Origin of the sequence: Microbacterium sp. 1.5R (assembly GCF_001889265.1) — a bacterium.
In the GTDB taxonomy this organism is placed as follows: Bacteria; Actinomycetota; Actinomycetes; order Actinomycetales; family Microbacteriaceae; genus Microbacterium.
Map to the genome: position 1 here is coordinate 1,726,417 of NZ_CP018151.1, position 20,657 is coordinate 1,747,073.

Here is a 20,657-nt window from a genome sequence, read left to right on the forward strand (position 1 = left end):
GAGGCCTGATCGGGAGAGACGGGTCAGTCCTCTGCGTCGCGAGACTGCGCGGCGAGCGACCGCTCGACGTCTGCGAGGTTCTCGAGCACGAGACGACGGAGTGCCGGTGCGGCGTCCTGATTCGCGGACAGCCAGGCCCGCGTCGCATCGCGCAGTTCGACATCCGCGATGGCGGTGGGGAACAGGCCGACGATGAGGTACTGCGCGATCTGGTAGCTGCGGGACTCCCAGATCGGCACGAGCATGTCGAAGTACGCCGGAACGAACTCGCGGAGCGATTCGGCGCCCGCCGGGTGGACGAAGCCGAGTGCGGCCGAACGCACGATCGTGTTCGGAGCGTCGTCACGATCGATCAGCGAGGCCCACGCGGCCTTCTTCGAGGCGGAGTCCGGCAGCGCGGCACGGGCCTGCGCGGCGAACTCGCCGCCCTTCGAGGTGTTGTCCGAGGACAGCGCGGCATCGATGGATGCTGCGTCCGTCGCTCCGATCGTGGCGAGGCCCACAAGGAGCTGCCAGCTGAGGTCCGCGTCGATCTCGAGACCGGGAAGCGTCTCCTCGCCGGAGCGCAGTCGACCCACGATGCCGGCGTGCTCGGGAGTGACGAGCGCGTTCGCGAAGGCCGTCACGAACTGGAGCTGGCTGTCGCTGCCCGATTCGGCGGATTCTGCGAGTGTCCAGAGACCGTCGGCGACCTTCTGGCGGGCCGCCAGGCGGTCCTCCGGCGTGACGTAGAGCGTCGCAGCCGTGCGCAGTTGCGCAAGGGTCGTACGGACCGTGGTCGACTCCGTCTCGCGGCCGATGTTCCCCAGCACCAGATCGATGTAATCGGATGCGGCGGTCTCGGCGTCGCGGGTCTGATCCCACGCCGCTCCCCACACGAGCGAGCGTGCGAGGGGATCACGGATGTCTGCGAGGTGCTCGATCGCCGTGGCGAGGGAACGGTCATCGAGGCGGATCTTCGCGTAGGCGAGATCGTCATCGTTGAGCAGCACCAGGTCGGGGCGCTTGAGGCCGTGCAGCTCGGGGACCTCGGTGCGGTCTCCGTCGACGTCGACCTCGGCATAGTGCGACCGCACGAGTGCGCCGTCCTGGAGGTTGTAGAAGCCGATGCCGAGGCGGTGAGGGCGGATGGTGGGGTAGTCCGCGGGAGCAGTCTGCGTCACGGCGAACCGCGTGATGGTGCCGTCGACGTCGTCGGCGATAACCGGTTCGAGCGTGTTCACGCCCGCGGTCTCGAGCCACTTCTTCGACCAGGTGCTCAGATCGCGACCGCTGGTGGCCTCGAGCTCAGTGAGCAGATCGCTCAGCTCGGTGTTGCCCCACGAGTGCTTCTGGAAGTACTGCGAGACACCCGCGAAGAACTCCTCGATGCCGACCCAGGCGGCGAGCTGCTTGAGAACCGAGCCGCCCTTCGCGTAGGTGATGCCGTCGAAGTTCACCTGCACGTCTTCGAGATCGTTGATCTCGGCCACGATCGGGTGGGTGGACGGAAGCTGATCCTGACGGTAGGCCCAGGTCTTCTCCATCGCGTTGAACGTGGTCCATGCCTCGGTCCACTCGGTGGCCTCGGCGGTCGCGATCGTCGACGCCCACTCGGCGAACGATTCGTTCAGCCAGAGGTCGTTCCACCACTTCATCGTGACGAGGTCGCCGAACCACATGTGTGCGAGCTCATGCAGGATCGTGACGACGCGACGCTCCTTGACGGCGTCGGTCACCTTGCTGCGGAAGACGTAGGTCTCGGTGAAGGTCACCGCGCCCGCGTTCTCCATGGCGCCGGCGTTGAACTCCGGGACGAAGAGCTGGTCGTACTTCGCGAACGGGTAGGGGACGCCGAACTTCGACTCGAAGTATGCGAATCCCTCGCGGGTCTTGTCGAAGATGTAGTCGGCGTCGAGGTGCTGCCAGAGGCTCTTGCGTCCGTAGACGCCGAGCGGGATCACCCGGCCCGAGGCGCTGGTGAGCTCGGAGAACGTCGCTTCGTAGGGCCCGGCGACGAGCGCGGTGATGTATGAGGAGATGCGCGGGGTGGGCTCGAAGCCCCAGGTGGCGACCGAGTGGTCGTCGTGCACGATGGGCTCGGGCGTGGGGGAGTTGGAGACGACCTTCCACGACGCCGGTGCGGTGACCGTGAACTGGAACGTCGCCTTGAGGTCGGGCTGCTCGAACACCGCGAACACGCGTCGGGAGTCGGGGACCTCGAACTGCGAGTAGAGGTAGACCTCGCCGTCCACGGGATCGACGAACCGGTGGAGTCCCTCTCCGGTGTTCGTGTAGAGGCAGTCCGCGTCGACCACGAGGACGTTCTCGGCCTGCAGACCGGCGAGTGCGATGCGCGAGTCGGCGAAGACCTCGTCGGGGTCCAGCTGCTCGCCGTTCAGCGAGATCTCGCGCACGTCGCGGGCGATCAGATCGATGAAGGTGGTGCTCTCCGGCGTCGCGGTGAACCGGACGACGCTGCGGGAGCCGAAGACCTCCGCACCCTTCGTCAGGTCGAGCGAGACTTCGTACGACTGAGTGTCGATGACGTCGCGGCGCTCCTGCGCTTCGATGCGGGTGAGGTTCTCTCCAGGCACAGCTGTACTCCCAGGGGTGAGGGGATGCTGCCGCAACCCAGCGCAGTTGGCGCCCACGGCAACCATGACAGCCTACGCCAGCACGGCGGCCTGTCTCACGTCTGGAAGGTGAAAGGATGGAGGGGTGACCGCGATCGAGCCGAACCACGTCCTCTTTGCCTCTGCTGCCGCTGCCGAAGGTGCGCCCTACGTATCGACGCCGACGGCGTACGACGGCATCCTGCTCGCCGGATTCGGAGGGCCGGAGGGACAGGACGACGTCATCCCGTTCCTCCGCAATGTCACGCGCGGTCGCGGTATCCCCGATGAACGACTGGAAGAGGTGGCGCATCACTACCGCCACTTCGGTGGCGTGAGCCCGATCAACGGTCAGAACCGCATTCTCAAGGAGGCCCTGGAGGGCGAGCTCGCACGCCGCGGCATCGATCTTCCGGTGTACTGGGGCAACCGCAACTGGAGTCCGTACCTCGAGGAGGTCGTGACCGAGGCGGCCGCCGACGGGAAGACGACCCTGCTCGCGTTCGCCACCAGTGCCTACAGCTCGTTCTCGAGCTGCCGACAGTATCGCGAGGACTTCGCACGCGTGCTCGAGGCGACGAAGCTCGGCGACACGGTGACGATCGACAAGATCCGTCCCTTCTACGACCACCCCGGATTCGTCGAGTCGTTCGAGACGGGCGTCCGCGAGGCCGTGGAGGCGTTCCTCGGACAGGGCATCGCCCCCGCGGACATCCAGATCCTGTTCTCGACCCACAGCATCCCGACGGCCGACGCGGAGCGCTCCGGTGCGCGGGACATCGACTGGGGCGAGGGCGGCGCCTACGCGGCGCAGCACCTCGCGGTAGCCGCGTGGGTCATGGATCGAGTCCGCGAGAGCATCCCCGAGGCGGCGGACGTGTCGTGGGAGCTCGTCTACCAGTCCCGTTCGGGTCCCGCCTCGCAGCCGTGGCTGGAGCCGGATGTGTGCGACGTCATCGGCGAACTCCCCGAGCGCGGTCGGAAAGCCGTGGCGGTCGTGCCGGTCGGTTTCATGAGCGACCACATGGAGGTCCTCTGGGACCTCGACACCGAGGCGGCCGAAGCGGCGGAAGAGGCCGGTCTGGCTTTCACACGCACTCCCACGCCCGGGGTGGCGCCGTCATTCGTCACCGGCATCGTCGACCTGATCGTCGAGCGGCTGGAAGGCCGCCCCAACGAGGAGCGCCCTCATGTGACGTCGCTGCCGGGTGCGTTCGACGTGTGCCGTCCGGGCTGCTGCGAGAACGTCCGCGCCGGATTCAAGCCGGCCGCCGCCGGCGTGGCCCCGTGAGCACCCGCTGACCCGCGGCGCTTCTAGGATGGATGCCATGCGCATCCATATCGCCACCGATCACGCCGGTCTCGACTTCTCCACGCAGCTACAGGATCACCTCCGCGGCGCGGGACACGAGGTCGTGGACCACGGGCCGATCGAGTACGACGCGCTCGACGATTACCCCGCATTCTGCATCCGTGCGGCGCAGGCCGTCGTCGCGGATCAGGCGGCCGGTGTCGAGACGCTCGGTGTGGTGTTCGGCGGCTCCGGCAACGGCGAGCAGATCGCCGCGAACAAGGTCGAGGGCGTCCGTGCCGCGCTGGTGTGGAACACGTCGACCGCCGAGCTGGCCCGCCAGCACAATGACGCGAACGTGATCTCGATCGGGGCGCGGCAGCATTCCTTCGACGAGGTCACCTCGTTCATCGACACCTTCATCGCGACGCCGTTCTCGGAGGACGAGCGCCACATCCGCCGAATCGGTCAGATCGCGGACTTCGAGCGCAACGGCTCGCTGCTCCCGGATCCGAGAGCCTGAGATGCCCGAGGGACATTCGGTCCACCGCATCGCGCGCCAGTTCGACCGTAACTTCGTCGGCAAGCAGATGCTCGCCTCGAGCCCCCAGGGACGATTCGCCGAGGGGGCGGCCGTCCTGAACGGTCGTGAGGCGATCAGCGTGCAGGCGGTGGGGAAGCAGATGTTCCTCGAGGCCGAAGGCGATGTGTGGCTTCGGGTGCACCTCGGCCTGTACGGCGCGTGGGACTTCGCCGGCGACATCCTGGTCGACCCGACGATCGCCTCTGCGAACGGCCGCATGGGCCAGACGAACCAGCGCGGAACTGTGGTCGACGAGGAGATCCTCGACGATGCCGGAGAGAACTCGCTCGCCTCGATCGGCGCACCTCGCCGGACTCGGGTGCACGTGCGCATGTCGGAGCAGACGAAGGGGCTCGCCGACGAGGGACTCGAATGGCCGCCGCCGGTCGTGGGTCAGGTTCGACTGCGTCTGATGACCGACATCACGGCTGCCGATCTGCGCGGCCCCACGGCCTGCGTGCTCCAGAGTCCGGAGGAGATGCTCGCAAGCGTCGCCAAGCTCGGCCCGGATCCTCTCGTGGGGGATCCCGCGCAGAACGAGGAGCGCTTCGTGCAGGCGGTCCGTAAGAAGCAGACGGTGATCGCACTTCTGCTGATGGATCAGGCCGTGGTCAGCGGCATCGGAAACGTGTATCGGGCGGAGATGCTGTTCCGACAGCGGCTGAACCCCCACACGCCCGGCCGCGAGGTGCCCGAGGAGGTCGTGCGAGCACTGTGGCGCGACTGGGTGCGTCTGCTGGCCGTCGGTGTGGAGACCGGCCAGATGATGACCATGGATGATCTGTCGCCCGACGCCTATCGGGCGGCGATGGCGAGCCGCGACGATCGCCACTGGGTCTACCATCGTGCCGGTCTGCCGTGTCGTATCTGCGGCACCGAGATCGCCCTCGAGGAGATCGGCGCCCGCAAGCTGTACTGGTGCCCGCGCTGCCAGGCCTGACCGGTCAGCCGTAGGCTGAGAGGATGCGTCAGAACCCCAGTTTCACGCTCGCTGATGTGGCCGAGGTCCGTCGGGTCATCGATGCCGATCCGTGGGCGACCACAGTGAGCGACGGACCGGAGGGCCTCGTCTCCTCTCACTACGTCGTGCTGCTCGACCAGGATCGCGATGATCTCACGGTCGTCGGTCACGTCGGCCGGCCCGACGACCTGATCCACGGCTTGGGCGAGAGGGAACTGCTCATCGTGTTCCAGGGGCCGCACGGCTACATCTCACCGGGCTGGTATGGCGATGTCCCGTCCGTTCCGACGTGGAACTACACGGCCGTTCATCTTGCCGGAGTTCCCGAGATACTCAGCGACGAAGAGAATCTCGCCGTTCTCGATCGACTCGTCGACCGTTTCGAGGGGCGGATGCCGGAGCCACGGCAGATGTGGGAACGGCCGAACGACCCCGCGTTCATCACACGGCTGGCCGCAGGGACGGTGGGATTCAGGCTCACCCCGACACGCGTCGTCGCCAAACGCAAACTGAGTCAGAACAAGCCGGCCGAGACAGTGGAGACCATCATCGCCGAACTCGAGGCCGATGGGCCGTACGCACAGCCCGCCCTCGCCGCCGAGATGCGTCGCGCCCAGCAGGCGCGCGTCGGAGCCCGCTCGTGACCGGAGCCGCAGACAGCGTGGCCACCCTGTCGGGCGTCCGGGTCTCAGGACCGGGCAAGGAGTTCCTGATCGACGACGAGCCCGTCGACATCTTCATCGAAGACGGCCGGATCAGCGACATCGCCCCCGCCGGAGCGCTGCCGCCACAGGGGCGCATCCTCGACGGCAACGGAGCGTGGGCCGTGCCGGGCCTCTGGGACAACCACGTGCACACGGTGCAGTGGGCTCTGGCCGCCGAACGCGTCGCTCTCGGCGGCGCGGGCTCCGCGTCGGAGGCGGCTGCGATCATGTCCTCCGCGGCGCCCCTCCCGGACGGGCGGAAGGTCGGCAGCGGGTTCCGTGATGCGATGTGGCCCGATCAGCCCTCGCTCGCACTTCTCGACAGCGCCACGGGAGAAGTGCCCACCTATCTCATCAACGCGGATGTGCACAGCACGTGGCTCAACTCGGCGGCGTTGCGGCTCGAGGGCTTCGACAGTCCGGACGGGATGCTCAGAGAGGAGCAAGCCTTCGAGATCTCCCGTCGCCTGAACGCCGTCGACCCGGAACGCGGCGACAGAGCGGTCCGCGACGCGGGGGAGAGGGCCGCCTCTCGAGGCATCACCGGCCTGGTGGACTTCGACATGGCCTGGAACGCCGATGCCTGGCCGCGGCGTATCGGCGCCGGGTTCGCTGCCCATCGTGTCGAGTTCGCCATCTACCCTTTCGACCTCGGACGTGCGATCCGCGCCGGGCTCCGGTCGGGCGAGCTGCACGAGGCGGCGGACGCGCCGGAAGCCGGGCGCGGCCTGATCCGGATCGGGCCGCTGAAGATCATCAGCGACGGCTCGCTGGGCACGCGCACCGCGGCCTGCTCGCATTCGTATCCTGGCGATCCCGAGAACTTCGGGGCGCTCAATGTGCCGACCGCCGAGCTCGCCGAGCTGCTCACGACAGCCACCGGCGCAGGGCTCTCGGTCGCGGTGCATGCGATCGGTGATCGCGCCGTCACCGGGGCGCTGGACGCCTTCACGGTGTCGGGTGCCGTCGGAACCATCGAGCACGCTCAGCTGGTGCGGCACTCCGACCTCGCGCGGTTCGGCAGGCTCGGCGTCATCGCGAGTGTGCAACCGCAGCACGCGCTCGATGACAGGGATCTGGTCGGCCGGCACTGGGCCGGGCAGACGTCGATCGGCTATCCGCTCAGTGCCCTCCGAGACGCCGGTGTGGAGATCCGCTTCGGATCCGACGCTCCCGTGGCTCCCCTCGATCCCTGGCAGGCGATCGCCGCGGCGGTCACCCGCACGGACGATGATCGCGACCCCTGGCACCCCGAAGAGCGACTGACGAGGGAACAGGCGATCCAGGCGAGCGTCCGCACGGCTCTGCGTCCGGGGGAGGCCGCAGACATCGCCCTGTGCGGCTACGACCCGCTCTCCGCATCAGGTGCGGATCTGCGAGGGATGCCGGTCATGGCGACGATGGTCGCCGGGCGGCTGACCTACGGCGGATGAGCGCGAGAACGAAGAAGGGCACCGGAAGCCCGGTGCCCTTCTTCGTCGCGTGGGTGCTCAGGCTGCGATGTGCGACACGAGGAACCAGCGGTCCTTCTCGAGCCCGCGCATGATCTCGATCGCGACGTCCTGGCTCGTGAGGTCGACCTCGTCGAGCCCGTCGATCGCTGCCTTCACGTCGACGAGGATCGCGTCGATGTCGGAGATGACGGCGCGCACGAGCTCATCGGACTGGGTGAAGCCAGCCGGAACCGACGTCGCACCGCCCTTGGCGGCGACGGCGCTGATGCGCGCGTCGATCGGGAGACCGAGGGCGACGATCCGCTCGGCGGCCGTGTCGGCGAAGTCGCCGGCGTGCGCGACGATGGTGTCGAGGAGCTCATGAACTCCGACGAAGTTGGCGCCGCGGACATGCCAGTGCGCCTGCTTGCCGTCGATCGTCAGCGCCTGGAGACCGAGCACGACGGGGGAGAGGAACTGAGACGCTGCAGCGGCCACGGTCGGATCGCTGGCGGTGGTGGAAACGGTCTGTACCTTGCTCATTGTGACTCCTCCGGAGTTGTCTCTTCGTGCCTGATGAGGACAACGCTACTCGTCTGAAATCATTCCGCAAGCAAGCGAAGGCTCGGCTTAGTGGCCCGGAATCACGCGGAAATCCGGGCTTGGGAGGATAGTCTCACCTTATGAGCATCGCTGCCGGAGCCTCCGTCCTCGCCCTGCCGGGGAAGTCCCCGTCGGTCGCGGCCGACGCGTTCATCGCCGAAGGCGCACGCATCGTGGGAGACGTGTCGCTGGCCGAGGGCGCGAGTGTCTGGTACAACGCGGTCCTTCGAGGCGACTCTGCCTCCATCGCGGTCGGACGCGACAGCAACGTCCAGGACAATGTCTCGGTCCATGTCGACGCGGCGCATCCGGTCGTCATCGGCGCGAAGGTGTCGATCGGTCACAACGCGGTCGTCCATGGGTGCACGATCGGAGACGGTTCGCTCATCGGCATGGGAGCCGTCGTGCTCAGCGGGGCCGTCATCGGCGCCGGCTGTCTCATCGCCGGTGGAGCCGTCGTGCTCGGAGGCACAGAGGTGCCGGACGGATCACTGGTGGCCGGGGTGCCCGCGAAGGTCCGCCGAGCGCTCAGCGACCAGGAGCGCGCCGACCTGATCGCGAACGCCGACGTCTACCTCGCGCACGTCCGGACCCACGCCGCGGCGACACCGATCTGATCGGAATCGACCGATAGGCTGGTCCTCACGGGGCGGTGGCCAAGCTGGTTAAGGCAGTGGGCTCATAACCCAACGATCGCGGGTTCAAGTCCCGCCCGCCCTACTCCTGCTCCGCTCCGCGGCGACGTCATCGGTCGACCGCTGTCGATCGAGGGACGACGTCGCGAGGACTGTTCCGGCGGCGATCCCGCCCAAGGCGCCGAAGACCATGTCGCCGATCGTGTCCTGGTAGGTGACGAAGATCTCGTCACTGAGGTAGGCCCAGCCGAGCCACTCGATCATCTCCCACACCGCGCTCAGCGCCAGCGCCAGGACGGGCGCGAGGATCAGCGAGGTGCGTCGGCTGGCGCCCGAGTCGCGAGTCAGGGGCACGACATCTGCCCGGGTGAGGATCAGTGCGGCGACGACCGTGAGAACCCCCGTGCAGATCAGGTGCAGGAGCAGGTCCCATCCGGGGATCGACCGGTACAGGTCGAGCACATTGCTCCACGCCGCCACGAGCACGGTGGCGCATACAGTGAGGTCGAACCACCCGCGCATGCCCAGAACTCGCGGCAGCATCAGAGCGGGAAGCGCAAGCGCCGCGATGCCGGCGTCGGTCGGGGCGAGCCATACCAGCGCGACGGCGACCCCGATGATGCCCACCGCCCGCACGACGTCGGCCGACCACTCCGTGACGGTGCGCGGCGGTCGCAGGAAGTCCTCTTTCACGGTGTCCTCCCCGTCAGGCGCAGGAGCGCCTGCACCGGGCGATGATCCGAGGGTGCGATCCCGCCGAAGACGTGTGCGTTCACTGCAGCGGCACGGACTCGCACATCCGGACTGACGAGCAGCCAATCGATGCGTCGACCGCCGACCTTCGGACGCCGATATCCGCTGAGGGTGCTCCACAGGGGCGTCAGCCGATCGTCTGCCGCGTCCCAGGAGTCGCTCAGATCGGCGCGCGAGACGAGTGTGCGCAGGGCCTGGGAGCCGGGGCCCGCATTCAGGTCTCCCATCACGACCGTCGGAAGGGCGCGCGCGCGAACCAGTGCGGCGATGATTTCGGCAGAACGTCGCCGAGACCGACGCGAGAGATGATCGAGATGGGTGTTGACGACCAGGAACCCGACCCCTGTCGACCTGTCCCTGAACTCCGCGGAGACGAGGATGCGAGGAAAGAGCGCTCCCCATGACAGGCTGCCCGGCTCGTCGATCCGTGTCGAGAGAGCGTGCTGGTCCCACCCGCGCAGCTCCAGCCGCGACGCGTCGTAGAGGATGGGTGTTCCCTCACCCGTGCCATCGCGGTTCCTCCCTCTGCCGATGAACCGATGGTCCCGCCCGAGGGCGTCGGTGACGGCCTTCAGCGATCGGGGGAGCACTTCCTGCAGCCCGAGGACGGTCGGCCGCTCCGAGCGGATCATCTCGGCGACCGCAGGCTCGCGATGGCTCCAGCGGTCACGCTTCCGACGCAGGGCGCCTTCCATCGCGCGACGGATGTTGAACGACATCACGTGCAGGTCCGGTGCAGCAACGGGACCGATCAGCGGCACGACCGTCACCGGGCGCTCCGTCCCGCGGTGCTGAACAGGCGGCGGCGGACGATGAGCCGTCCCCAACGCAGGGGTGGGAAGTCGCGGGGCCAGTGCACGAGCACGCTACGGACGCCTCGGTGCACGCGTCGACCGAACTGTCCTGCGGTGAGCGGCCTCATCGACATCCCCATCGTGGTGTGCGGGAGCCGGGCGATGCGGTGGTTCTCGCCGAGGTGGAAGGCGAGGTCGAGGTCGTCGTGGATGTCGGGGTCTCCTCGGTGCACGTCGGACCGCACGGCCTGCCAGGCCTCCCTGCGGAACGCGAGATTGGATCCGAAGAGGGGCAGATGTCCGAGAGTGACGCTCAAGAGGGTCATATAGGCGCCGAGATAGAGCCGCGAGAGTGGCGTGCGCAGGGCTGCCGGCCCGTCCGTGAAGCGCGCGGGCCCAGTGATCGCCCCGAGGTGCTCGTCGTCGTCGAAGGCCGAGACGATGGCCGTGATCCACTGAGCATCCGGTTCGCAGTCCGCGTCGAGGCGCAGGATCAGTTCGCCGAGAGCCGCGTCATACCCGGTCGACGCTGCAGCGGGAATGCCGGGATCGAGACACGTCAGCACGCGCGCACCCCAGGCGAGGGCGACGGAGGCCGACGAGTCGGATGAGCCGTTGTCGACGACGATGATCTCGTCGGCCGGCTGGTCCTGGGCGTGCAGAGCGCTCAGGCAGCGCGCCAGCAGCTCGGCATCGTCCTTCACCGGGATGACCACTGACGTGGTGAGCCGTGTGCCCTGATTCGCCGTCGACGGAATGCCATCGACCGTCTCCATCGTGTGCCCCTCGGTGCGTGCCGTCATCGGTTCGATCGTGGCATCACTCGACGTCGGGCGCGAGGGACTTGACACCGGCAGGTGCGTGCCGATGCCTGTGGACGTCAGTGAGTGCCCGCGGCGTCGAGGTCGGGCGAGGGGTCGATGACCTCGTCGACGAGCGTGATGCCCCCGCTCGAGTTGGCCGAATGAGCGAGATCCTCGATCCATCGGCGGCTGAGCTCGGGCGTCTCGCTCTCGTCGAAGACGAACCGCAGCGGGATCGACGGATGCAGCCAGACCGTCGAACGGCCTTCCGTGTCACCGTCGGGATGCTTCCACGTGAGTGTGAAGCTCTCGTTGCGACGCAACTTCGTCGCGACGACGACCTTGAGGTGCGCGAGCGCCCGATCTTCGATATGGATCGGCTCCGAGCCGCCGTAATAGAGAGAACCCATATCTCGGAATATATGTCTCAGTCGGCGCCGCTCTCGGCGTGCTGGTCGCGGCGCGCGACACGTGCGAACAATCTGTTCGCATAGTGTCATCGACGGTGCTTCGCCGCCGTCACAGAAGGAAGCACGCCGAAGCTCTCGCGATACGCCGCGGCGAAGCGAGACGGATGCGAGAAACCCCACCGTCGGGCCACCGCGGCGACCGTCGTCAGTGAGCCCGAACGCAGATCGCGGTGCGCTCCATCGAGGCGCGCCTGCCTCAGCGACTCCGCCGGCGTCGTGTCGAGCGCGCGCCGAAAGGCGTATTGAAGGCCTCGCGTCGAGATGTGGACAGCAGCGGCGACGTCGTCGACCGTGATCGGCCGGTGCGAATTCTCGGCGATGAAGGCGAGGGCGCGACGCACCGTCGCCGGCGCCGGCATGCTCTGCGCCGGCCGATGCCGTTGCAGGCGACTCGTCGTCGCGAAGGCCGCGAGCGTCGTCGCCGCGGCATGGCGAGCCAGTTCGCTGCGCACGAGATCGTCATCGTCCGTATCGTCGACGAGATCCGCGGCGCTCATCTCGAGATACGCGAACATGCGATCCCAGGCAGCCCCGGCGTGCGCGGAGCGCGGAGCGAGATCGCCCACGCGGACGGATACGCCGTCGTCGCCACTGATCCTCTTCGCGAGGCGGGTCAGGGTGTCCCGCTCGAAGACGAGTGCCGTGACCCTCGCTCCCGCATCCCAGCGGGCGCGCACTCTCGGACCATCGGAGATCCAGGGGAGACTCGCATCGAGATCTCCTCGATCGGAGTACACCCGGGCATCGGGCCCATCGACACGGCAGACCAGCACCTGGTCCTGTGGTTCGGCTGTCGAGCGCACCTCGGCGGCGAGGTCGTAGCGCACGAGACTCACGGCACCGAGATCGGCAGAGTGCCAGTCGAAGCGGAAGCGTTGCGGGTCGACGTCGTGCAGTACGGCGGACGGGACGAACTGCTTCCAGGTGCTCTCGACACGCGAGACGTCACTGGTACGGAATCGCATCGCGGGGCACCTCCTGAACGGTTCGACGTGCACGGACCGGCCAGGTTCCGTCGAGGCGCTCATCAGGTTCGATGCGGCCCATCCGGATGAAGTACTCCGTGAGGCTCGCCGCCTGAGAGCGGGCCCACCCGATCTGGCGTGTGTGCAGCTCTTCCAGAGTATCCGGAAGCACGAACTGGCGGGCCAGAGCCTGCGCGACCCGGCCTGCGGCCACGGCATCCGCCGCCGCTTCGTGGGCGTCCTCGAGGCGCACCGCATAGAGGGCTGCGACCACCTCGAGCGTGCGCTTGCCCGGACGATAGCGGTCATAGGCCTTGTCGATCACGAGCGGGTCGATGATCGGTGAAGGGTCTTCCAGTGGCGGGATGCCGTGGCGGTGCGCCTCGTGCGCCAGGAGGGAGAAATCGTATGCGGCGTTGTAGGCCACGATCGGCACACCTTGAGAGAGCAGGGATCGCAGGGCCGCCGTGACCTCTCGGACCACCTCGGCGCCCTGCCGTCCGTGGCGGCGCGCGTGCTCGGTCGAGATCCCGTGCACGGCGGTGGCGCCGTCCGGAATCGGCACGCCGGGATCCGCGAGCCAGTCCCGTGCGGCGATCTCGCGGCCGCCGGCGTCGAGGAGCCCGACGTGTGCGCTGACGATGCGGTCGTGCTCCACGTCCACACCGGTCGTCTCGAGGTTGAACACGCCTACGCGAGTGATCCAGTGCGGGAGCGAGGGTGCCGGGGGCATGATCTCACCGTAGAACCGGGCTCCGACATCGGGGCGGAGGCACACGGGGATCCCGCATGCGACGACCCTAGACTTGATCCATGCCCGCGCCCTCTCCGTATGCCGACCGTCTGAGCCGACTGCCGGTCGTGCGTCATGAGGTCGAGGTCAGAGGCGGGACGACCGTGTACTGGGAGTACGGTCCCTCCGATGCAGATGTGACAGTCGTCGCCGTGCATGGATTCCGAGGCGAGCACCACGGTCTCGAGCCGGTTCTCGCGTTCCTCCCCGAGGTCCGGGTCATCTCTCCCGACCTTCCCGGCTTCGGAGAGACGGCGCCCGTCGCCGGGCGCTCGTACGATCTCGATGAGTACGTCGCGTGGCTGACCGAGTTCGCCGCTGCGGTGGCCCCCGCGGCGGTGATCCTCGGGCACTCCTTCGGATCGATCGTCGCCTCCGCGGCCGTGGCGGCAGGGCTCGAGACTCCGCGGCTGATCCTCATCAATCCGATCGGCGCACCCGCCCTCGAGGGCCCCAAGGGCATCATGACGCGGCTGGCCGTGCTGTACTACTCGCTCGGGGCGCGGCTGCCCGAGCGGCTGGGCACTGCTCTGCTGCGGAATCGACTGATCGTCAGAGTCATGAGCATCACGATGGCGAAGACGTCGGACCCGCAGCTGCGACGTTTCATCCACGATCAGCACGACACCTACTTCTCGCGCTTCGCCGACCGCGATGTCCTGCGGGACGCGTTCGTGACGAGCGTGTCGCATGATGTGAGCGAATTCGCCCGCTCGATCCCGACGCCGACTCTGCTCATCGCCGCTCAGCGCGACGACATCACACCGATCGAGGTCGAGCGGGAGCTCGCCACCAGATTCGATGACGCGACCCTCGTGGAGATCGCCGAGGTCGGACACCTGATCCATTACGAGACGCCTGCCGAGGCTGCAGGCGCCGTACGACGATTCCTCAGGATTCCCGTCTCGCGAGCCCGATGAGGCCGGCAACCCGGAAGGGGATGACCTCGCCCATGGCCAGGGAGGTCTCAGTCCGCTCGACTCCGTCGATCGACAGGATGCGCGCATCGGTGTCGAACAGGTGGCGGGCGTCCCTGCACGCGACGCGTGCAAGCAGATCGATCGATCCGCTGAGTCCGTGCGCCTGCACGACCTCGGGAATGCGCGCCAGTTCGTTGATGATCCGCGGCAATTCGGTCTGACGCACGCCGATGCTCACGAACGCCTGAAGGGGGAACCCCAGCACGTCGGTCGAGAACGACCGCTCGTACGACTGGAAGATCCCTGTCTGCTCGAGTCGCGCCATGCGCGCCTGGATGGTGTTGCGGGAGAGTCCGAGATTCTCCGCCAGCGCCACGATCGTCACGCGAGGGTCATCGGCGAGTGCGGCGAGAAGTTCCAGATCAATGCGGTCAAGTCCGGCCATAGTGCCAAACGATAGCAGGCACGATGTACCCCAGATTTGGCAACATGCTCAAGCCGCTCTCGATTGCTTGAGCGAGGTGATGAGCGGACGTACTCTCAAGTGAACCGGCGCTGAGGCCGGGGCCGCGCGTAGAACCCGTGACGACGGCCACGAACGAGGAGGACGACGATGTCACCCCAGATCACTCCGATCGCCGACATGGCGCAGGATCTCGAACTCGCGGAGCGCATCCTCGCGCCGGACGGCGAGCGCGTCGCGAACACTCGTCTCGACGGGTTCGTCGCCGACGTCGACGGTGCCGGACTGCGCGCGCTCCACCGCGACATGGTCATCCTCCGGCGCATCGACGCGGAGGGGGTGGCGCTCCAGCGTCAGGGCCAGCTGGGTCTCTGGGCGCCATGCCAGGGGCAGGAGGCGACCCAGATCGGAACCGCGAGGGCGCTCGCACCGCAGGATTACGTCTTCCCGAGCTACCGCGAGACGGGGGTCATCTATGCACGGGGCGCGCAGCCGGGCGACTTCGTCCGTATGTGGCGTGGTGAAGAGGGCGCGGGTCACGACCCCGCAGCACTCCGCGTCGCTCCGTTGCAGATCATCATCGGAGCGCAGACGCTCCACGCGGTGGGGTATGCGCTCGGCATCCGTCACGAAGATGCGGACGAGGTCGCCGTCACCTACTTCGGCGACGGTGCCACGAGCCAGGGAGATGTGAACGAGGCGATGATCTTCGCGTCCTCGTATCAGGCTCCGGTGGTGTTCGTCTGCCAGAACAACCACTGGGCCATCTCGGAGCCGGTGTCGGTGCAATCGCAGTATCCGATCGCCGGACGCGCGCCCGGCTTCGGCATCCCGAGCCTGCGCGTGGACGGCAACGACGTGCTGGCCTGCATGGCCGCGATGCGCTGGGCTCTCGCGCACGCGCGGTCCGGACAGGGCCCCGCCTACATCGAGGCCGTCACATATCGCATGGGGCCGCACACGACAGCCGACGACCCGACCCGCTACCGCAGCGACGACGAACTCCAGGCATGGCGTGAGCGTGACCCGATCGCCCGGCTGGAGGCACACCTGCGCTCGATCGGGGAGCTCGACGACGACCAGCTCGCGGACACGCAGAGAGCGGCAGACGCCGCGGCTCGAGACATGCGCGCCGAGTGCCTGGGCATGGTGACGCGTCCTCCGCTCGCGGTGTTCGACGGCGTCTACGCAGAGCCGCACTCGGGCCTCGAGCGGCAGCGCGACGAGTACGCCGCGTACCTCGCGTCGTTCGACGGCGAGGCGTGAGCATGACTCAGATCACTCTCGGAAAGGCGCTCGGAGCAGGTCTACGACGGGCGATGCGCGACGACGACAAGGTCGTGCTGCTGGGCGAGGACATCGGCAAGCTCGGAGGCGTCTTCCGCATCACGGATGGACTCCTCGACGAGTTCGGGCCCCAGCGTGTCATCGACACGCCCCTCGCTGAATCCGGCATCGTCGGCATGGCGGTCGGGTTGGCGTTCCGCGGCTATCGCCCTGTGGTCGAGATCCAGTTCGACGGTTTCGTCTATCCGGCTTTCGACCAGATCGTCGCGCAGGTGGCGAAGCTGCACTACCGGACGCAGGGCCGGGTGAAGATGCCGATCACGATCCGCATCCCCTGGGCGGGAGGCATCGGTGCGGCCGAGCATCACTCGGAATCGCCTGAGGCGTACTTCGTGCACACCGCAGGGCTCCGTGTGATCGCGGTCTCCAATCCGGAAGACGCCTATCGGAGTCTTCGCCAGGCGATCGCGTCGGACGACCCGGTGATCTTCTTCGAGCCGAAGCGGCTCTACCACCACAAGGGCGATGTCGATCTCGACGCCCCGCTCGCGGATGCCGCCCCCATGGGACTCGCGCGAGTCGTCCGCACAGGCGATGATGCGACGCTCATCACCTACGGGGCGATGGTGACGACCGCGCTGCAGGCCGCCGAGGCCGCCGAAGACGATGGCATCTCGCTCGAGGTCATCGATCTGCGTTCGCTGTCGCCGGTCGACTACGACACCGTGGCGACGTCGGTCCGCAAGACCGGCCGTGTCGTCGTCGCGCACGAGGCGTCGCGAGAGGCCGGTATGGCGGCTGAGGTGATCGCGAGCGTCACGGAGCGCTGCTTCGAGTACCTCGAGTCGGCGCCGTTGCGCGTGACCGGACACGACGTCCCGTACCCGCCGGCGAAGCTCGAGAAATACCATCTGCCGGATCTCGACCGACTGCTGGACGCCGTCGACCGGGTGCTCGACCGTCCGAACAGCCTGACTGGAGCAGACGCGTGAACGCGGAGTTCAGACTGCCCGACCTCGGAGAAGGACTCACAGAGGCGGAGGTCGTCCAGTGGCTCGTCGCTCCCGGCGATGTCGTCGCGCTCAATCAGACTCTCGCCGAGGTCGAGACCGCCAAGGCGATCGTCGAGTTGCCTTCTCCGCACGCAGGCGTCGTCACAGCCCTGCATGCTGCGGCGGGGGAGACCGTCGCAGTGGGCGCGCCGCTGATCGAGTTCGATGTCGAGGGAGCCGACGACGCTTCGTCTGCCGCCTCGGATGGCGGCGGTGCTGAGGAGAAGGCGCAACCCAACCTCGTGGGCTACGGAGCTGCGCCATCAGCATCCGGGCGACCGGCCCGACGTGCCAGACGTGCGGTCGGCGGACGGGCGGCGACCGACACGGCCGTGCTCGAAGCGGCGCCGCACGACGCGTCGCCGACCGTGAGCGTCGAGGTCGTCGCCGAGCGGCCGCGCTCCACTCCGCCCGTGCGTGCGTATGCCAAGCGTCTCGGGATCGATCTCGTGCTGGTGGCGGCGACGGTGGGGGATCGCGTGATCACCCGCGGGGATGTCGACGACTACGCGTCTCGCACGGCGACGACCGCAGAACAGGTCGATCCCGCGCCTCCCCGACCGCGGGTTCCGGACGATGCCGCGAGCCTCCGTGATGGCTCTCGGGAGACGCGGATCCCCATCCGCGGAGTTCGCAAGCACACGGCTGCGGCGATGGTCGAGAGCGCGTTCACCGCACCGCACGTCACGGTCTTCCATACGGTGGATGTCACGGCGACGATGGACCTCATCGCCTCGCTGCGGGGCGACCGCTCACTCTCGGAGCATCGGATCGGTCCGCTTGCGGTGGTGGCGAAAGCGGCCTGTCTCGCCTTGAGTCGCACGCCCGGGCTCAATGCCCGATGGGACGAGTCCGCGGGCGAGATCGTGCAGTTCGGATACGTGGACCTCGGGATCGCCGCAGCGACCGAGCGGGGACTCATCGTGCCTCACATCCGCGACGCCGAGTCTCTGACACTCACGGAGCTCGCCGATGCGGTGGCATCTCTCGCCGTCACCGCGCGGGAAGGACGCACATCTCCTGTCGAGCTGGCGGGCGGCACCTTCTCCATCTCGAACATCGGTGTGTTCGGCATCGACTCGGGCACCCCCATCCTGCCTCCGGGGCAGTCGGGAATCCTCGCCGTCGGCGCCGTCCGGCGCCTTCCGTGGGAGTACCGCGGTGAGATCGCCCTTCGCCAAGTGATGACTCTCAGCCTGTCGTTCGACCACCGCATCGTCGACGGGGCGGAGGGAGCGAGGTTCCTCAAGGACGTCGCGGACGTGTTGGAGGAACCGGGGAGGGCGATGCTGCTCAGGTAGTCGCTCGGAGCGCTGATTCCGCCATCGCGGCGAGCACTGTCGCGGTGGCGGAGCGCTGCCGGGACGCCGCGCGCGTGCTGTGCGGTGTCGAGTTGATGAGCCCGAAGCACGCTTGCACCCGCAGACGAAGCTCGTCGGCGTCGGCATCGACCAGAGGGCTCAGGGTCTCGATCCAGAGCTCGATGTATGCGCGCTGCAGCCGGCGGACCTCGGCATGATCCTGAGCGGCGAGATGCGCGACGTCCCGGTCATGCACTCGGATCACATCCGCGTGACCCAGCGCGAACTCCACGTGGAAGGCGACGAGCGCGCGGATGCGCTCCTCGGGTGTGGACCCGCCAGCCGCGACACTCGTGCCGCCCGAGACCAGGTCATCGCTCACCTGGACGAGCACGGCGCCGAGCAGCGCCTGCTTGCCGGCGAAGTGGCGGTAGACGGCCGGTCCGGAAACGCCTACGGCAGCGCCGATGTCCTCGAGGCTCACACCGTTGTATCCGCTCTCGGCGAAGAGCCGTGCGGCTTCTCGGAGGATGGCGTCAGACCGCTCCGCCTTGGCGCGGTCTCGCGCAGTGGGAGGGCTTGTCATCTCAGTTAATCCTCGCTAACCTGATGCGATCGGTTAGTGAACACTAACCGAGAAAGCATCGAATGCGCCAGGGCGATGACGCCGGCGCGATGTGGTCGAGGAGGACGTCACGATGCCCGCAACCCAGCAGTCTCTCGCTGCCGAGCTGCACGAACGACTGGCCGTCGCCGCTCAAGGGGGGCCGCAGGCATCCCGGGAACGGCACATCGCGCGCGGCAAGCTCCTCCCGCGTGATCGTGTGACCAGACTCCTCGACGAGGGCAGCCCCTTCGTCGAGATCGCCCCGTTGGCGGCCGACGGACTGTACGGGGGAGAGGCGCCAGCCGCAGGAGTCATCGCGGGGATCGGCCTCGTCCACGGCAGGCACGTGATGGTCGTGTGCAACGACGCGACAGTCAAGGGCGGAACCTACTATCCGCTCACGGTCAAGAAGCACCTGCGCGCACAGGAGATAGCGCTCGAGAATCGACTTCCGTGTCTCTACCTCGTCGACTCCGGCGGCGCCTTCCTCCCCAAGCAGGACGAGGTGTTCCCGGACCGCGAGCACTTCGGACGCATCTTCTTCAACCAGGCCAGGATGTCCGCGGAGGGGATCCCGCAGCTCGCCGCCGTGCTCGGTTCGTGCACGGCGGGCGGAGCCTATGTCCCCGCGATGAGTGACGAGACCGTCATCGTGCGCGGCCAGGGGACGATCTTCCTCGGCGGCCCTCCGCTCGTGAAAGCGGCGATCGGTGAGATCGTGTCGGCGGAGGAGCTCGGCGGCGGCGAACTGCACGCCCGGCGCAGCGGGGTGGTCGACCATCTCGCCGAGGATGACGAGCACGCACTCGAGATCCTGCGCGACATCGTCGCCACCCTGCCGTCGCCCCTCGCTCCGGTCTGGGACGTGGTCGAGTCGCGTCGGCCGTCCGAACCCGGCTCGCTCTATGACGTCGTCCCGGTCGACGTCAACACCCCGTACGACGTGCACGAGGTGATCGATCGGCTGATCGACGGCGGCACGTTCCGCGAGTTCAAGAAGGAGTACGGCACGACTCTCGTCACCGGCTTCGGGCGCCTGCACGGGCACCCGGTCGGGATCGTCGCGAACAACGGAGTGCTCTTCAGCGAATCCGCCCTCAAGGGCGCGCACTTCATCGAGCTCTGCGACCAACGCGGCATCCCTCTGGTGTTCCTGCAGAACATCTCCGGCTTCATGGTCGGATCGGATGCCGAGGCGGCCGGCATCGCGAAGGACGGAGCGAAGATGGTCACCGCTGTCGCCAGCACCCGCGTGCCGAAGCTCACCGTCATCATCGGCGGATCCTTCGGGGCCGGCAACTACTCCATGTGCGGACGTGCGTACTCGCCTCGCTTCCTGTGGACGTGGCCGGCGAGCCGTATCTCGGTGATGGGCGGCGCCCAGGCGGCCTCCGTTCTCGGGACGGTGAAGGACGACCAGCTGACGGCTCGCGGACAGGCGTGGAGTACCGACGAGAGGCTCGCGTTCGAACAGCCCATCCGGGAGCAGTACGAGACCCAGGGTGAGCCGTACTACGCCACCGCGCGCCTGTGGGACGACGGCATCATCGACCCCGCCCAGACCCGTGACCTGCTGGGGCTCGCCCTCGATGTGGTCGCGCGAAGCCCTCTGCCCGAGCCGCGTTTCGGCCTCTTCCGGATGTGA

The 20,657-nt window shown here is 67.7% G+C and carries 21 protein-coding genes and 1 tRNA gene; 12 read left to right on the forward strand and 10 right to left on the reverse strand.

Annotated elements, in window-relative coordinates; genetic code table 11:
• Positions 1-23 precede the first annotated feature (23 nt).
• Positions 24-2,576, reverse strand: a complete 2,553-nt coding sequence (pepN, locus tag BMW26_RS08140) for an aminopeptidase N (RefSeq protein WP_072591256.1) — start codon at positions 2,574-2,576, stop codon at positions 24-26.
• A gap of 124 nt (positions 2,577-2,700) precedes the next feature.
• Between pepN and BMW26_RS08145 the strand changes: the two genes are divergently transcribed.
• From BMW26_RS08145 to BMW26_RS08165, 5 genes are read left to right on the forward strand one after another with little or no spacing between them, the layout of a single operon-like run.
• A complete protein-coding gene (locus BMW26_RS08145; RefSeq protein WP_072591257.1) occupies positions 2,701-3,885 on the forward strand; it encodes a ferrochelatase in 1,185 nt (394 codons plus the stop codon).
• Positions 3,886-3,922: 37 nt separating this feature from the next.
• Positions 3,923-4,408: a ribose-5-phosphate isomerase gene (locus BMW26_RS08150; RefSeq protein WP_053096034.1), complete on the forward strand. Its 486-nt coding sequence runs from the start codon at positions 3,923-3,925 to the stop codon at positions 4,406-4,408.
• Between the two features lies 1 nt (position 4,409).
• The gene (locus tag BMW26_RS08155) at positions 4,410-5,408 is read left to right on the forward strand and encodes an Fpg/Nei family DNA glycosylase (protein ID WP_056278701.1); all 999 of its coding nucleotides are present in this window, start codon (positions 4,410-4,412) and stop codon (positions 5,406-5,408) included.
• A 23-nt stretch (positions 5,409-5,431) separates the two neighbouring features.
• Positions 5,432-6,073: an FMN-binding negative transcriptional regulator gene (locus BMW26_RS08160; RefSeq protein WP_072591258.1), complete on the forward strand. Its 642-nt coding sequence runs from the start codon at positions 5,432-5,434 to the stop codon at positions 6,071-6,073.
• The gene (locus BMW26_RS08165) at positions 6,070-7,566 is read left to right on the forward strand and encodes an amidohydrolase (protein ID WP_072591259.1); all 1,497 of its coding nucleotides are present in this window, start codon (positions 6,070-6,072) and stop codon (positions 7,564-7,566) included. The genes BMW26_RS08160 and BMW26_RS08165 overlap by 4 nt, the downstream gene beginning before the upstream one ends.
• A gap of 57 nt (positions 7,567-7,623) precedes the next feature.
• Here the strand turns inward: BMW26_RS08165 and BMW26_RS08170 are convergent, their stop codons facing one another.
• Positions 7,624-8,109 carry a Dps family protein gene (locus tag BMW26_RS08170; RefSeq protein ID WP_053096038.1) on the reverse strand — a complete coding sequence of 162 codons (486 nt, stop codon included), beginning with the start codon at positions 8,107-8,109 and terminating at the stop codon, positions 7,624-7,626.
• Positions 8,110-8,249: 140 nt separating this feature from the next.
• On the opposite strand from BMW26_RS08170, the gene BMW26_RS08175 reads away from it, so the two are divergent.
• Complete coding sequence (locus BMW26_RS08175) at positions 8,250-8,786, forward strand: gamma carbonic anhydrase family protein (protein ID WP_072591260.1); 537 nt, start codon at positions 8,250-8,252, stop codon at positions 8,784-8,786.
• A 29-nt stretch (positions 8,787-8,815) separates the two neighbouring features.
• Positions 8,816-8,889, forward strand: a tRNA-Ile gene (locus BMW26_RS08180).
• On the opposite strand, the gene BMW26_RS08185 is transcribed toward BMW26_RS08180, so the two are convergent.
• The 6 genes from BMW26_RS08185 to BMW26_RS08210 all read right to left on the reverse strand — a co-directional run bounded on the left by BMW26_RS08185 (position 8,871) and on the right by BMW26_RS08210 (position 13,322).
• On the reverse strand, positions 8,871-9,497 hold the full coding sequence (locus BMW26_RS08185) for a hypothetical protein (RefSeq protein ID WP_072591261.1): 627 nt from the start codon (positions 9,495-9,497) through the stop codon (positions 8,871-8,873). The genes BMW26_RS08180 and BMW26_RS08185 overlap by 19 nt on opposite strands.
• Positions 9,494-10,327 (reverse strand): endonuclease/exonuclease/phosphatase family protein, encoded by an 834-nt coding sequence (locus BMW26_RS08190; protein ID WP_232224550.1) that lies wholly within the window; start codon positions 10,325-10,327, stop codon positions 9,494-9,496. Before BMW26_RS08190 ends, BMW26_RS08185 begins: the two co-directional genes overlap by 4 nt.
• Positions 10,324-11,154, reverse strand: coding sequence for a glycosyltransferase family 2 protein (locus BMW26_RS08195; RefSeq protein WP_232224551.1), 831 nt, complete (start codon positions 11,152-11,154; stop codon positions 10,324-10,326). The genes BMW26_RS08190 and BMW26_RS08195 overlap by 4 nt, the downstream gene beginning before the upstream one ends.
• 77 nt (positions 11,155-11,231) lie before the next feature.
• Positions 11,232-11,564, reverse strand: a complete 333-nt coding sequence (locus BMW26_RS08200; RefSeq protein ID WP_053096040.1) for a DUF7882 family protein — start codon at positions 11,562-11,564, stop codon at positions 11,232-11,234.
• Between the two features lie 86 nt (positions 11,565-11,650).
• The gene (locus BMW26_RS08205; RefSeq protein ID WP_072591263.1) at positions 11,651-12,589 is read right to left on the reverse strand and encodes a helix-turn-helix transcriptional regulator; all 939 of its coding nucleotides are present in this window, start codon (positions 12,587-12,589) and stop codon (positions 11,651-11,653) included.
• Entirely contained in the window at positions 12,570-13,322 is a 753-nt protein-coding gene (locus BMW26_RS08210) for an exonuclease domain-containing protein (RefSeq protein WP_072592275.1), read from the reverse strand. The genes BMW26_RS08205 and BMW26_RS08210 overlap by 20 nt, the downstream gene beginning before the upstream one ends.
• Before the next feature lie 80 nt (positions 13,323-13,402).
• Between BMW26_RS08210 and BMW26_RS08215 the strand changes: the two genes are divergently transcribed.
• Positions 13,403-14,302 (forward strand): alpha/beta fold hydrolase, encoded by a 900-nt coding sequence (locus tag BMW26_RS08215; RefSeq protein WP_072591264.1) that lies wholly within the window; start codon positions 13,403-13,405, stop codon positions 14,300-14,302.
• Here BMW26_RS08215 and BMW26_RS08220 read toward each other — a convergent pair.
• Positions 14,274-14,747 carry an Lrp/AsnC family transcriptional regulator gene (locus BMW26_RS08220; RefSeq protein ID WP_053096043.1) on the reverse strand — a complete coding sequence of 158 codons (474 nt, stop codon included), beginning with the start codon at positions 14,745-14,747 and terminating at the stop codon, positions 14,274-14,276. The genes BMW26_RS08215 and BMW26_RS08220 overlap by 29 nt on opposite strands.
• 168 nt (positions 14,748-14,915) lie before the next feature.
• On the opposite strand from BMW26_RS08220, the gene pdhA reads away from it, so the two are divergent.
• From pdhA to BMW26_RS08235, 3 genes are read left to right on the forward strand one after another with little or no spacing between them, the layout of a single operon-like run.
• Positions 14,916-16,031 carry a pyruvate dehydrogenase (acetyl-transferring) E1 component subunit alpha gene (pdhA, locus tag BMW26_RS08225; RefSeq protein WP_072591265.1) on the forward strand — a complete coding sequence of 372 codons (1,116 nt, stop codon included), beginning with the start codon at positions 14,916-14,918 and terminating at the stop codon, positions 16,029-16,031.
• 2 nt (positions 16,032-16,033) lie between these two features.
• Positions 16,034-17,044, forward strand: a complete 1,011-nt coding sequence (locus tag BMW26_RS08230; protein ID WP_056278708.1) for an alpha-ketoacid dehydrogenase subunit beta — start codon at positions 16,034-16,036, stop codon at positions 17,042-17,044.
• Positions 17,041-18,405, forward strand: a complete 1,365-nt coding sequence (locus BMW26_RS08235; protein WP_056278709.1) for a dihydrolipoamide acetyltransferase family protein — start codon at positions 17,041-17,043, stop codon at positions 18,403-18,405. The genes BMW26_RS08230 and BMW26_RS08235 overlap by 4 nt, the downstream gene beginning before the upstream one ends.
• Here the strand turns inward: BMW26_RS08235 and BMW26_RS08240 are convergent.
• Complete coding sequence (locus tag BMW26_RS08240) at positions 18,398-18,991, reverse strand: TetR/AcrR family transcriptional regulator (RefSeq protein ID WP_053096047.1); 594 nt, start codon at positions 18,989-18,991, stop codon at positions 18,398-18,400. The genes BMW26_RS08235 and BMW26_RS08240 overlap by 8 nt on opposite strands.
• Positions 18,992-19,103: 112 nt before the next feature.
• Between BMW26_RS08240 and BMW26_RS08245 the strand changes: the two genes are divergently transcribed.
• Positions 19,104-20,657 carry a carboxyl transferase domain-containing protein gene (locus BMW26_RS08245; protein ID WP_072592276.1) on the forward strand — a complete coding sequence of 518 codons (1,554 nt, stop codon included), beginning with the start codon at positions 19,104-19,106 and terminating at the stop codon, positions 20,655-20,657.